This is a genomic window from Flavobacterium sp. CR10 (genome assembly GCF_055814415.1).
The window spans coordinates 3530550-3544309 of the sequence record NZ_CP185985.1; the positions used below are offsets into that span (position 1 = coordinate 3530550).

At 33.5% G+C, this 13760-nt stretch carries 14 protein-coding genes; 8 read left to right on the forward strand and 6 right to left on the reverse strand.

What is annotated here, in order from left to right:
- The first annotated feature begins 111 nt into the window (after window positions 1-111).
- Genes ACNRYB_RS15380 through ACNRYB_RS15390 form a run of 3 tightly spaced genes read left to right on the forward strand, consistent with a single transcriptional unit; the run spans window position 112 to window position 2843 of the window.
- A complete protein-coding gene (locus ACNRYB_RS15380; protein ID WP_473727814.1) occupies window positions 112-1878 on the forward strand; it encodes a hypothetical protein in 1767 nt (588 codons plus the stop codon).
- A 30-nt stretch (window positions 1879-1908) separates the two neighbouring features.
- Window positions 1909-2448: a DUF1697 domain-containing protein gene (locus tag ACNRYB_RS15385; RefSeq protein ID WP_008463998.1), complete on the forward strand. Its 540-nt coding sequence runs from the start codon at window positions 1909-1911 to the stop codon at window positions 2446-2448.
- On the forward strand, window positions 2448-2843 hold the full coding sequence (locus ACNRYB_RS15390; protein WP_343706431.1) for a DUF4348 domain-containing protein: 396 nt from the start codon (window positions 2448-2450) through the stop codon (window positions 2841-2843). Before ACNRYB_RS15385 ends, ACNRYB_RS15390 begins: the two co-directional genes overlap by 1 nt.
- Window positions 2844-2845: 2 nt before the next feature.
- Here ACNRYB_RS15390 and ACNRYB_RS15395 read toward each other — a convergent pair whose 3' ends face one another.
- Genes ACNRYB_RS15395 through ACNRYB_RS15405 form a run of 3 tightly spaced genes read right to left on the reverse strand, consistent with a single transcriptional unit; the run spans window position 2846 to window position 4501 of the window.
- Window positions 2846-3349, reverse strand: coding sequence for a hypothetical protein (locus ACNRYB_RS15395; protein ID WP_473727815.1), 504 nt, complete (start codon window positions 3347-3349; stop codon window positions 2846-2848).
- Between the two features lies 1 nt (window position 3350).
- Window positions 3351-3731 carry a hypothetical protein gene (locus ACNRYB_RS15400; protein WP_473727816.1) on the reverse strand — a complete coding sequence of 127 codons (381 nt, stop codon included), beginning with the start codon at window positions 3729-3731 and terminating at the stop codon, window positions 3351-3353.
- Window positions 3731-4501, reverse strand: coding sequence for a Dph6-related ATP pyrophosphatase (locus ACNRYB_RS15405; protein ID WP_473727817.1), 771 nt, complete (start codon window positions 4499-4501; stop codon window positions 3731-3733). Before ACNRYB_RS15405 ends, ACNRYB_RS15400 begins: the two co-directional genes overlap by 1 nt.
- A 67-nt stretch (window positions 4502-4568) precedes the next feature.
- On the opposite strand from ACNRYB_RS15405, the gene ACNRYB_RS15410 reads away from it, so the two are divergent.
- The gene (locus ACNRYB_RS15410; protein ID WP_473727818.1) at window positions 4569-6629 is read left to right on the forward strand and encodes a M1 family metallopeptidase; all 2061 of its coding nucleotides are present in this window, start codon (window positions 4569-4571) and stop codon (window positions 6627-6629) included.
- Between the two features lie 133 nt (window positions 6630-6762).
- Window positions 6763-7671 (forward strand): patatin-like phospholipase family protein, encoded by a 909-nt coding sequence (locus ACNRYB_RS15415; RefSeq protein WP_129748819.1) that lies wholly within the window; start codon window positions 6763-6765, stop codon window positions 7669-7671.
- A 12-nt stretch (window positions 7672-7683) separates the two neighbouring features.
- On the opposite strand, the gene ACNRYB_RS15420 is transcribed toward ACNRYB_RS15415, so the two are convergent.
- Window positions 7684-8019 carry a hypothetical protein gene (locus tag ACNRYB_RS15420; protein WP_129748820.1) on the reverse strand — a complete coding sequence of 112 codons (336 nt, stop codon included), beginning with the start codon at window positions 8017-8019 and terminating at the stop codon, window positions 7684-7686.
- A 116-nt stretch (window positions 8020-8135) separates the two neighbouring features.
- A complete protein-coding gene (locus tag ACNRYB_RS15425) occupies window positions 8136-8660 on the reverse strand; it encodes a DUF7935 family protein (protein ID WP_129748821.1) in 525 nt (174 codons plus the stop codon).
- A 124-nt stretch (window positions 8661-8784) separates the two neighbouring features.
- On the opposite strand from ACNRYB_RS15425, the gene ACNRYB_RS15430 reads away from it, so the two are divergent.
- From ACNRYB_RS15430 to ACNRYB_RS15440, 3 genes are all read left to right on the forward strand, one after another.
- Window positions 8785-9552, forward strand: a complete 768-nt coding sequence (locus ACNRYB_RS15430) for a sulfite exporter TauE/SafE family protein (RefSeq protein WP_473727819.1) — start codon at window positions 8785-8787, stop codon at window positions 9550-9552.
- A gap of 138 nt (window positions 9553-9690) precedes the next feature.
- Window positions 9691-12027 carry an ATP-dependent helicase gene (locus ACNRYB_RS15435; RefSeq protein ID WP_473727820.1) on the forward strand — a complete coding sequence of 779 codons (2337 nt, stop codon included), beginning with the start codon at window positions 9691-9693 and terminating at the stop codon, window positions 12025-12027.
- Window positions 12028-12109: 82 nt separating this feature from the next.
- On the forward strand, window positions 12110-12730 hold the full coding sequence (locus tag ACNRYB_RS15440) for an L-threonylcarbamoyladenylate synthase (protein ID WP_473727821.1): 621 nt from the start codon (window positions 12110-12112) through the stop codon (window positions 12728-12730).
- A gap of 187 nt (window positions 12731-12917) precedes the next feature.
- Here ACNRYB_RS15440 and ACNRYB_RS15445 read toward each other — a convergent pair whose 3' ends face one another.
- A complete protein-coding gene (locus ACNRYB_RS15445) occupies window positions 12918-13751 on the reverse strand; it encodes an OmpA/MotB family protein (protein ID WP_111369233.1) in 834 nt (277 codons plus the stop codon).
- Window positions 13752-13760 lie beyond the last annotated feature (9 nt).

Consider the following 13760-nt stretch of genomic DNA (forward strand, 5'->3'; position numbering starts at 1 on the left):
GTCAAACTCCGTTAGTTTCCTGACGGGGTTTTTTATTTAACGTCAGTATTGTTTTAATAAAAAAGATAATTACTAGATTTGTTCAAACATTCAAATTATAAGCCTCAAATTATGATTAAAGAAGAAAAAGTTCCTTTTGAAACAGTGGTATTTTCTGGCATTACATTCAAAGTAATTAACCGACATGAAGCGCATAATATCATTGGAGATCTTACCGATTTCAAGAATCAGAAAATCTACAATGTTTTTGAAGACACTTGGCGTTTTCCTGATTATGAAGAGAATCCCATATTTCTATTAGCTGAAGACGACGTAGAAATGGATTTATTTGAAATGGATTTCAGCACCGAAGAACATCCAGATATTTTTATTCTAGGCTTTATTTTTAAAGGAAATCTAACGGTTACCAAGCTTATCAGTTCTTATGATACCGATAATTCTCCGGCTTTAATCGTTTTAGGAAAAACTACAACAGTAAATATTAACTTATTTGGAAGTGTGCATTATTTGGGTGGTGGTCTGCAATGCGATACACTTGCTGGAGAATACAATCACGGAGAACTTTTTGTAAAAGGAGATCTTACGGCGTGGCTGGTTTATAGTGATGATATGCTATTTCATTTTGAGCGTTTTACAGATGTTCAGGCAATTATCAGTGCCAACAGACCTGACATTCTAATTTGCAGCAATGTTCAAGATACTGACGGATCTATCATAACTGTTGAAAATTATCTTCCTTCAACGCATAAATTATCTGATATTGTAGAAGATTCTTTTGTCGAAAATACAGATTATAACGAAGAAATATTAGGCAATAATTATTTAGATGTTTTTAAAGAAGGTCTTTCAATTTTAGATTACGACAAAAAGGACAAATATATGTATGCTGATTTCCGAAATCAGTTTATTAATATGGTCGAAGTTCTGTCTGAAACTGAAGAACAGAAAGAAAACGGAAAAATCGTTAGACATATCTCAGGAACAACTTATTTGTTTATTCCGTTTGATTATGAAGGAAAAAAATACAGCCAGATTTCTGAAGAAATTTCGAATGGTTTTGGCATCAGAATGCGCGCTTTATGGTGTCATGAAGACCAAGAAATTATGCTTATTTTGGAATATCTTGACGAAAACGGAGATCCAAAATACCAATGGATGAATGACGAAAATGCTCCAGGAATTGAACTTTTCTGTGTAAAAAATGCTGTCATGAGAACTTTTGAAATATTGACAGCTGAAGTTGTTGAGGATAACGACGAAGAAGATGAAACAGAATTTTCGGATTACAATAATAGATTTTCATTGGAAGAATATGCTTCTCAGTTTGGCAATTATAAACTACCAGAAGATTTAGTAAAGCTATTTGATTTTGAGCAGAAATATGGCGTAGAAACGTATTCAGAATGTTTTGGGCTTACCATAACTGATGATAAAACGGGTATAAAAACTTGGTCTGAAGAGGAAGAATTCTATAACAGCTTTATCGAATTTGCAGGCGCAAACGGTTCAGGAAGCTCTTATGCCTATTGGATTGTTGATAAAGATTTGAATAATTGCCCAATTGTTGTTTTTGGAGATGAAGGCGGAGTTCACATCGTAGCAGAAAACACTCAAAAACTGATTCAGCTTCTAACATTGGATACCGAAATTTCTGTTGATTTTGATAAAGCTTATTTTTATCAAGACGAAGAATATTACGAAGAAAGTGAAAATAAGGAGGAGTTTCGCGAATGGGTGAAAGAAGAGTTTAATTTGGATGCAATAGATTCTAACGAAGAAGCAGATGAAATTGTAGAAGAAGCACAGACAAAATATAAACAAAAGTTTAACGACTTTTTAGTAAAGTTTGGCATTGAAATTAGCGAGGAAGATGAATAGTGTTTTTTATCTTTGAAAAAAATTAAAAGAATGAAAACACATTTAGCACTTTTACGCGGAATCAACGTTTCTGGGCATAATATGATGAAAATGGAAGCTTTGAAAGCAATGTTGGAGAATCTTGGCTTTCAAAATGTACGAACGTATTTGCAATCTGGAAATGTTTTTGTGGATAGCGAAGAAGAAGCTTCAAAAGTTGGTTTTATGATTAAACAGGAAATCTTTAAAGTTTTCGGTCATGAAGTTCCTGTAGTGATGATTACCAAAGAAAACTTGGAATCGTGTTTTGCCAATAATCCGTTCTTAAAAGAAAAAGACATTGATATGAAAAAACTTTATGTTGCTTTTGTTTCAATGAATTTGAAAAAGGAAAGTATAAACGATTTAAAAATAAGCCAATTCAAGCCAGACGAAGCCAGCATTGATGAAAATAGAATATTTATTAAATATGCTGTTGGCGCTGGAAAAACTCGTTTTGACCAAAAATATATCGAGAAAAAACTAAATGTAACAGCAACAATTCGCAACTGGAATACGGTTACGAACTTGCTTAAAATGTATAATGAGTAATGAAAAAGTTTTTTTTTATGATGTTCCTTTTAGGACTAAGCTCAGTAACTCTGGCTCAAACCTCAAAAGCAACTTCAGAAGATTTTAATGAGTTTTTTAAGAAATTCAATGCAGATGCTAAATTTCAAGTTAGCAGAGTTATTTTTCCGCTAAAGTACAAAGCAAACAATGATGATTTTGAATTGACAGATTACACAATGGCTAAAGAAGGGTATAAAGTTCTTCATCTCAATAATAAAGGTGATGAAAAATATTTAAAACGCACATTGTTAGTAAAGAAAAATAAAGTCACTCTTGAACAGCGCGGACTCGATAACGGAATTTATATTGATTATATTTTTGAATTAAAAGATAATAAATGGTTCTTGAAAACTTTTGACGATCAATCGACTTAATGTCATTCTCGAATCCATTTTTGCATAGCTGGAAAAGGCATTTTTTGTTCTTTTTCAGCTTTTTCTTTTCCAAGACACATTCCCATCCATTCCAAAAGAGGCAAACCCATATAATTTTCTGAAGTAAAATTTGAAATAAACCATTCAGAACTACCTTTATAACCATTTGGATGGAATACGAATTCAGGTGAAAGCTTTAAATAGTTTAAAGCCGCATAAGACCATAAAATCGCCGCAATTTCGTCGCCTTGAGTTGGCCAATCTTTAGAGATTTCTACGGTTCCAACTAGTTTTCTCTCAGATGGAATCGTTACAGCAAGATGCCCGGCTTCATGCAGAATATCGCCAGGATATAATAATTTATTGTAATCAATATAAATGCAGTCAGGACCTAAATCCAATCCAGGCAAAAAAGTTTCTCCAAGCTCTTTTTCGACAATATCAATTCCAATTTCCCTCAAAAAGAATATTACTTTTTTTACTTCCTCATTTTCTTTTAAATCCATGTCAGTTTGTTTTTAAAATGTTTTTCTTGATGTAAATAGTATCTGCACTATGAAAAGCTCCTTTTTTCATTCCACCGCCAAAAGGCTGCATAAATTGAATGTTTTGAGGTTCGTAACCTTCTTTTTGTATAGGTTCATTTACAGACAAAGTAGGCGCTTCAAAACCAAAGAAAGTAAATTGGCGATAGCGTTTTTCTTTTAATGAAAAAGAACCGTTTGACTGAGTTAAAGTCTCGCCAACTTTACAATTTTCAATAGGCCGTTTCGTTTCTGCATCATAAATGTATCCCGTTATTTGAGGTCTCCTGCATCTGCTGACCAAACAGCTTTGAAGAGAAAAAGACACAAGGATTAGTAAAACTAATTTAAAGAAAAACTTCATTACCTTTTAATTAAATCACAATACCAGAATCCAAAATCAAAAGCTGTGTCATCATTAGTATCGCAAGCTGTATTGGATGAATCTTGTTTTGCTGGTTTTTCATATTTTCTATAAACAATCTCTCCAATTTCAAAATCAATAGGTTTAGAGAATATTGGTCCATCAAAAGTAAAAGTATGAAATTCACCATTTTCACCGCAGACATCAACATTTTCAGGCAAATCATTTATAAAATCTTGATTGATAATTCTGCCTACAAAACTTTTATCGAGATATTTTTCGTTTACACAAACCACAATTGTTTTGAAACCCAATGAAATAAATTCTTGAATTAGATTCTGTGTTGGTATTTTCCAAATCGGAAAAACACCTGTTAATCCGATTTTTGCCAATTGATTCTCGCGGTACTGACGCAAATCTTCCAAAAAAATATCTCCAAAAATAGAATGCGTTATGCCATTTTGCTTTAGTTCGGTTAACGTTTCAGTCATCACTTTTTCGTAAACTTCCATTGTCGGCATTTCGGGTACTTCTAGAATTTTTAACGGAATTCCGATGCTCTGCGCTTGTTCGTGCAGTAATTCAACACGGATTCCGTGCATCGAAATTCTTTGATATTGCTGGTTTACGCTTGTCAATAAACATTCGATTTTAAAATCAGTATTTTGGAGTGTTTTGTACAAAGCGAGAGCAGAATCTTTTCCGCTGCTCCAGTTAAATAAGGCTTTTTGAGGTTCAGACACGATTTGGCATTTTAATACTGTAAACATACAAATTTCATTCTATTTGTAAAGGAAACCTTTGTAACTTTGGGATTTCGCCTTCAAAATTGTTTCAATGAAATACATTTTTCTATTATTCACCACTTTTCTATTTGCTCAGCAAACTCAATACGTTGATTTTAAATCGGTTTCGGGGCAATTGTCTATAAACCCAAAAGATAAATTGATTTCTGGAACTGTCGATTTTCAATTTGAGGTATTGCAGGATACCGATACAATTTCGCTTGACGCTAAAAACATGTCATTTTCGAATGTAAAAGTCAATGAAAACGAAATTACGTTTGTTAATACCAATAAAGAATTAAAATTGGTTTTTCCGTTTAAAAAAGGGCAAAATCATTTGACATTCAATTACACAGCAAAACCAAAACAAGCTTTGTACTTTGTAGATATGGGCAATGACGAAGTGCAAATCTGGACACAAGGGCAGGGCAGATATACAAGCAATTGGTTTCCGAGTTTTGACGATGTAAATAAAAAATTGATTTTCAATTTAGGGATTTCTTTTGACAAAGAGTATCAGGTAGTTTCTAACGGAGTTTTAAAAGCAAAAACAGCAAATGGAAATCTGAATCATTGGCAGTTTGAAATGGAAAAACCAATGAGTTCGTATTTATTGATGCTGGCTATTGGGAAATTTGATAAAAAAGAATTTAAATCTAAGAGTAGAATTTCTTTAGAATATTATTACGAACCAAAAGATGCAGACCGTTTTGAGCCAACGTATCGTTATTCGAAACGCATTTTTGATTTCCTTGAAAAAGAAATCGGTGTAAAATACCCTTGGAAAATCAACAGACAAATTCCAGTTAGAGACTTTTTGTATGCAGGAATGGAAAATACCACTTCGACTCTTTTTGCGACCCGTTATGTCGTAGATTCAACTGGTTTTTGTGATCGAAATTATACCAATGTAGACGCTCATGAATTAGCGCATCATTGGTTTGGAGATCTTATTACCGCCGAAAGCAGTACGCATCATTGGCTTCAAGAAGGTTTTGCCACTTATTTTGCGTTGCTTGCTGAAAAAGACATTTATGGAGAAGATTATTTTTACTCTAAATTATACGACACAGCGCAACAAATAAAGTTTGCGTCTCGAACGGACACAATTCCTGTTTTAAATGCAAAAGCAAGTTCGCTTACGTTTTACGAAAAAGGCGCTTGGGCATTGTTTGTTCTGCACGAATCAATTGGCGATAAAGCATTTAAAAAAGCAATTAAAAGCTATCTGAATAAATATGCTTATCAAACTGTAAACACACAGAATTTCTTTGATGAAATTAAAAAAGTTTCCGATTTTGATCTAGAGAAGTTTCAGAAAACTTGGTTAGAATCGACAGTTTTTGATACGCCAATGGCAAATGCATTATTGAGCAAAAACAAAGCGATTCAAAAGCGGCTTGAAATCGATAAACTGAAAAAAACACCTATTGCAGAGAAAAAAGATATTTTGAAATCTACTTTAGAGTCTGATGTATATCAATCAGTAAAAGAAGCCGTTGTTGATCAATTGGAAAATGAGAAATACGAAGACAAAAAAGCTCTTCTGCTTTTGGCATTGCAGACTAATAACATCAGAGTCCGTCAAAATCTGGCAGGATCTCTAACTAAAATTCCTGAAGATTTTAGAGCAAATTATGAAACGCTTTTGGATGATAAATCATATCAAACACAAGAAATAGCACTTTATTGGCTGTGGCGAAACTTTCCAGATCATAGAACAGAATACTTGGATAAATCTAAAAGTTGGATTGGCTTCAACGATTATAATTTGAGGACTTTATGGCTTTCTCTTGCTTTGTCGACGCCAAATTACAGTAGCGATACCGATTCTCTAGCAAATGAACTGATTGCATTTTCATCAACAAAATATGAAGCGACAACTAGACAAAATGCTCTAGAAAAACTGATCGCTTTTAAAATTATTAACGATCACGTTTTGAGTAATTTAGTTGGCGCTACTACGCACCATATGTGGCAGTTTTCGAAATTTGGAAGAGATACGATAAGGCTCCTGTTAAAAAATCCTGAAATGCGTGCTTCTTTTAATAGAATTTTACCTAATTTGACACCCGATGAGCAATTCCAATTGAATCGTTTATTGAAAGAGTAAATTAGAGTGAAAAGAGGAAAGAAGCAAGAAGCAAGATTCACAGAAAAGGATTTAAAAATAATCTTGCTTCTTGCTTCTTTCCTCTTATTGAGTCCAAAAAAATATCCCAAAAATAAAACCTACATTACAATTTATGAGAGCATTGGTTATTTCAGGAGGTGGCAGTAAAGGCGCTTTTGCCGGTGGTGTTGCCCAGTATTTAATAGAAGAGAAAAAACATGAATACGATTTGTTTATAGGAACTTCTACAGGAAGTTTATTGATTCCGCATTTAGCTCTCGGTCATATAAAAAAAATTCATTCTGTTTATACCAATGTAACGATGTCAAGTATTTTTAATATTTGTCCGTTTGTAGTAAAGAATAAGGATGGCGTTGATATTGTGACCATTAATCACCTTAATGTATTGCGTCAGTTTTTTAAAGGGAAACGTACTTTTGGAGAAAGCAAAGGATTGAAAAAGTATATCCAAAATAATTTTTCACTTTCAGATTTTAATAAACTTAAAAAGCTTAAAACCGACGTTATTGTTACGGTGACCAATTTTACTAAAAACGAATCTGAGTATAAATCGGTGAAAGACTGTAGTTATGAAGAGTTTTGCGAATGGTCTTGGATATCGAGTAATTATGTTCCTTTTATGAGTTTGGTTGAAAAAAACAATTGCGAATATGGTGATGGCGGATTTTCAAGCTTAGTTCCAATTCGTGAAGCAATTAACAGAGGAGCAACAGAAATTGATGTAATCGTACTTGAGACAGAGGTAAATACAACAAAAACAGTAATTGGTAAAAATCCATTTTCATTAATGATCGATTTGTTCCGAATTGCTTTAGATCAGGTAGAAAAACACGACATTGCTATAGGAAAACTTATGGCAAACAATAAGAATGTGAAATTGAACTTATATTACACTCCAATAAAATTAACCGATAATGCCTTGATTTTTAATAAAGAGGTAATGAAAGAATGGTGGGAGCAAGGTTATGAATATGCTCAGAATAAGTCTGAGGTTATGAGTGATAATAAAATATTGATTTAGATGAAGATGAATTTATAATTCATCTTCATTAACTTCATTACCATTTTTATCAAAAATCTTTGAATTATCTAAAACTTTCCTATATTCTAAATGCTCATCATGATTTGCGCGCCAATCAATATTGTTATTAGTGTTCCCACGATGTTCCCACATCGTTATTAATCCTAATACTTCTTCTAAATTATCAGCAACAAATTCATTTCCATCTTTTTCGGCAATAAATTCATATGTTGCGTCTTCTATTATATCTTCAATGAAATAAATTTTTGAAGATATAGAATACCCTTTAGATCTAATAACCTGAAAACATGGAATTGCAGTATTGCTAGAAATGCCAATTCTTGTCATAATAAGTGATAAATTACAAAGTTTTAATATAAAATCTAAAGTCTAAAATCTAAAGTCTAAAATCTAAAGTCTAAAGTCTAAAATCTAAAGTCTAAAATCTGAATTCTAAAATATTATTAATACCAAAGTTCTGCAACTTCAGATTTAATAAAACTTAAAGCAGCGTTACTTGGCGATTGTTTTTCCAATAAATCATTTAAGATTACTTCGCGGAGTTTATCGGCATTGTCCACTTTATCGCTCATAGCAGCTTTACGAATCATTTGGATTGTAGCATTTTTTGCGGTTGTAATGATTGTCCAACATTCTTCGGACATATATATTTGCTGAGTTAAATTATGTTCGAATTCCTGCTCAATTAGGTCAATTAAGTAATTTTCGTAATCATTTTTGTTTTGCGAAATAGGAGCAATTCTAATTAACAATTTTGTCAAATTAATACGTTCTAAAAATAAAGTCATACGTTCGTATGCTTGCAAACGCACAGGAAGAGACTCTTTGTGAGCTTGTTTGTTTAATAAAAAAGCACGTTTTCTGTCATTGTTTTTAATGTGTAATTCAAAGAAACGATACGCTACAACTCCTGTAACTAAGGCTGGTAAAGTATAACTCGCAAGTTCTATTATTTTGTTGAAATCCATTGGAATAATTTTTAAGCAAAAATATACTTTTTGATCAAAAATCAACTTTAAATTTATGGCAATAAACAAAAAGGAAGATGTATTTTTGCAACTTGTTTTTTACTGAGACCGAAATATCTTTTTAATGGATTCATATATAATACTTTTTCTTTGTTTGGCAGCTTTTGCGGCTGGTTTTATTGATGCAATTGTCGGCGGTGGCGGATTAATCCAAACACCAATGGGACTAATTTTATTGCCAAATCTTCCAGTTTCGACCGTAGTCGGTACATTAAAAATTCCAGCTTTTAGCGGAACTGCTTTTGCTGCTTTTCAATATTTGAAGAAAGTTGTTATTCAATGGAAATTGTTAATTATAATGATGTGTCTGGCTGTTCTTTCGGCTTTTTTAGGATCAACTGTTTTAACGCTTGTTAGTAATGATTTTATGAAACCGCTTTTATTGGTTGTTTTGTCATTACTATTCATTTATACTTATGCCAAGAAAAATTTCGGACAACATGTTGCTAAAGATCATTCTGCGACGACGCAGATAATGTACGCTGTTGTTATTAGTATGATTGTCGGATTTTATGATGGATTTATTGGTCCAGGAACAGGAAGTTTTTTTGTTGTGGCTTTTATTGCACTTCTAGGTTTCGATTTTCTTCACGCTTCCGCGAATGCTAAAATGGTAAATCTGGCAACCAATTTCGGTTCGATTTGTTTATTTATGATAAAAGGAAAGATCATTTGGGCAATCGCAATTCCAATGGCAATCAGCAACGGACTTGGCGGATGGCTCGGAGCAAAACTAGCGATCAATAAAGGCAACGGATTTATTAGAATTTTCTTTTTGATTGTGGTTGTTGGAACATTGATTCGATTTGCTTACGATGTGTTTTTTAAATGAGTTACTAAGATTCTAAGATGCTAAGTTGCTGAGTTTTCTCTCTTTTGTCTAAACAAAAACTTAGCATCTTAGAACCTCAGTATCTTAGTAGCTATTTAAAGTATTAATTCTTATTTTTGCCTAAAAGGAGAAAATTACATGCAGAAATATATTGACCAGCTCAACGAAGCGCAGAGAGCGCCTGTTCTAAAGAAAGACGGGCCAATGATTATTATTGCTGGTGCAGGTTCGGGAAAAACCCGTGTTTTAACAATTAGAATTGCTTATTTGATGCATCAGGGAATTGATGCATTCAATATTCTGTCGCTTACTTTTACCAACAAGGCGGCAAGAGAAATGAAGCATAGAATTGCAGATATTGTGGGAGCATCTGAGGCAAAAAATCTTTGGATGGGAACGTTTCACTCAATATTTGCGCGTATTCTTCGTGCGGAATCTGAACTTTTAGGATATCCTTCTAATTTTACCATTTACGATTCTCAGGATTCGGCGCGATTGATTTCTTCGATTATCAAAGAAATGCAGTTGGATCGTGATATTTATAAACCAAAACAGGTTTTAGGACGTATATCAAGTTATAAGAACAGTTTGATTACAGTAAAAGCGTATTTCAACAATCCAGAATTAATGGAGGCTGATGCGATGTCTAAAAAACCTCGATTGGGAGAAATTTATCAGCAATATGTGGAGCGCTGTTTCAAAGCCGGCGCAATGGATTTTGATGATTTGTTATTGAAAACTAATGAATTACTGACTCGTTTCCCTGAGGTTCTAGCAAAATATCAAAATCGTTTCCGCTATATTCTGGTTGATGAGTACCAAGATACAAATCACTCTCAGTATTTGATTGTAAGAGCTTTGTCTGATAAGTTTCAGAATATTTGTGTGGTTGGAGATGATGCACAGAGTATTTATGCTTTCCGTGGTGCGAATATCAATAATATCCTAAACTTCCAGAAAGATTACGAAGGTGTTGTGATGTTTCGTCTGGAGCAAAATTACCGTTCAACAAGAAATATTGTGGAAGCTGCCAATACGGTTATGGATCACAACAAAACGAAACTAGATAAAGTGGTTTGGACAGCTAATGAATTTGGACCAAAAATTAAGGTTCATAGAAGTTTGACCGATGCTGAAGAGGGGCGTTTTGTTGCCAGTACGATTTTTGAACATAAAATGCAAAACCAACTTCATAACGGATCTTTTGCCATATTGTATCGTACTAATGCACAATCGCGTGCGATGGAGGACGCGTTGAGAAAGCGTGATATTCCATATAGAATTTATGGAGGATTATCTTTCTATCAGCGTAAAGAGATTAAAGACGTTTTATGTTATTTGCGTTTGGTTCTAAATCCGAAAGACGAAGAGGCTTTGATTCGTGTTATTAATTATCCAGCTCGTGGAATTGGAGATACCACTATTGAAAAATTGACTATTGCGGCTAATCATTACAAACGTTCGATTTGGGAAGTGATGGTGAATATTGATAAAATCGATTTGAAGCTGAATGCCGGTACGAAGAATAAACTGAAGGATTTTGTAACGATGATTCAGAGTTTTCAGGTTATTGATCAGAATCAGGATGCTTTTTATTTGACAGATCACGTTGCTAAAAAAACAGGATTAGTTCAGGAACTGAAGAAAGATGCTACTCCTGAAGGAATGGCTAAAATTCAGAATATTGAAGAACTTTTAAACGGTATTAAGGATTTTACTGAAGGTCAACGAGAAATTGACGGTGCAAGAGGAGCACTTTCTGAATTTATGGAAGACGTAGCTCTAGCAACAGATTTGGATAAAGATACGAACGATGAAGACCGAGTGGCTTTGATGACGATTCACTTAGCAAAAGGATTAGAGTTTCCACACGTTTTTGTAGTGGGAATGGAAGAAGATTTGTTTCCGAGTGCCATGAGTATGAGTACTAGAAGCGAATTGGAAGAAGAACGTCGTTTATTTTATGTAGCCTTAACAAGAGCTGAGCACCAAGCATATTTAACTTATGCGCAATCTCGTTACCGCTGGGGAAAACTTACAGATAGTGAACCATCACGTTTTATTGAAGAGATAGATGGGCAGTATTTGGAATATTTAACGCCAGCAGAAACTAGTTATCGCTATAAATCACCAATTGATGGTGACATTTTTGGAGATGTTGATAAATCAAAATTAAGGCTAAGCAAGCCAGTTGGCGGAACTCCTCCAAAACATGTTACAGACAATAGTCCGAAACCAGATTTGAATATTAGAAAACTTAAACCGGTTTCTGGAAATGCGCCAAGTAATGGCAATTCGAATTTATTTGACAGCAAACTGACTGTTGGAAATGTTGTAATGCACGAGCGTTTTGGAAAAGGTGAAGTGATCAATCTTGAAGGCGTAGGAGCAGACAGAAAAGCAGAAATTAAATTTGAAGTAGGCGGAATTAAGAAATTGTTGTTAAGATTTGCTAAATTAGATGTCGTAGGATAAAATTATTGTTTCACGTTTCGGGTTTCAGGTTGTGTAAGGTAATTTGAAAGTTGGAACATGAAACAAAATAAACTAAAAAATTATGGCAGAATTTATAAAAATATACCCAGACAAACCTAGTGAAGCTGCAATTGCCAAAGTTGTAAAAGTGCTTCAGAATGGTGGTTTGGTAATTTATCCAACTGATACTGTTTATGGTTTAGGTTGTGATATTACCAATTCGCGTGCGTTGGAAAAAATTGCTAGAATAAAGGGAGTGAAATTAGAGAAAGCCAATTTTTCTTTTATTTGCCATGATTTGAGTAATTTATCCGATTATGTGCGTCAGATTAATACATCTACTTTTAAAATCTTAAAAAGAGCACTTCCTGGGCCTTATACTTTTATTTTGCCTGGAAACAATAGCTTGCCAAAAGAGTTTAAAAAGAAAACGACAGTTGGTATTCGTGTTCCTGATAATAATATCATATTAGAAATTGTTCGCCAGTTAGGAAATCCTGTTGTTTCAACCTCTATTCGTGATGAAGATGATGTAATCGAATATACTACGGATCCAGAATTGATTTTTGAAAAATGGCAGCATCTGGTTGATATGGTAATCGATGGTGGTTACGGAGATAATGTGGGATCAACTATTATTGATCTTTCTGAACATGAGCCGGTTATAGTAAGAGAAGGTAAGGGAGATATTGATATTTTGTAAAAAAATACACTAAAAGTATAATAGTAAAAAAATAATGAGTAACTTTATTATGTTAAAATTTAGTTAGTTACTTAATAATAATGCTATTCTTAATTGTATTTAATTGGTTATTAAAAAAAGATTAAGAATACATAAAAGCAGGTCAATAGACCTGCTTTTTCTGTTTTTATAGTATGTGAAACAAGAACTATTTTGCTTGTTTTTTCATTTCTTTTTCAATCATATCATAGAATTGATCGATTTTTGGCATAACTACGATACGAGTTCTTCTGTTACGCGCTTTGTTCTCAGCAGAATCATTAGCAACTAATGGTACGTAAGAACTTCTACCAGCAGCAATTAATTTAGCTGGGTTAACACCAAGATCGTTTGTTAAAACACGAACGATAGAAGTAGAACGTTTAACACTTAAATCCCAGTTGTCTAAGATAATTCCGTTGCTTTTGTAAGGAACATCATCTGTGTGACCTTCAACCATACACTCGAAATCAGGTTTGTCATTTACAACTTTAGCAACTTTAGCTAATACAGATTTAGCTTTGTCACTTACGTCGTAGCTTCCGCTTTTGAATAATAATTTATCAGCGATAGAGATAAATACAACTCCTTTTTCAACATTGATTTCGATGTCTGGATCGTTGATACCTACAGCGCCTTTCAAGCTTGTAACTAATGCTAAAGTAACACTGTCTTTTTTAGTTAAAGCGTCTTGAAGTCTAGCAATTTTTAAATCTTTTTCTTTTAAACTTTCAAGAGATTTTTCAAGGTTTTCAGCACCTTTAGTAGTTAAGATAGTTAAATCTTTAGAACTATTGATCAGATCTTGATTATGTTGTTTGTAGCTCTCTGCTGTTGCAGCCAATCCAGCTTTTTCTTCTAAGCACGTGTTTAATTTTACAGTACATGAGTTTAACAAATCTTGAGTCTCTTTGTTTTTAGCTTCCAACTCAGCATATTTCTTTTTAGAAACACATGATGTCAGTGCCATTAATACTGATAGTGCGATAACTATTTTTCTCATAAATTTAAT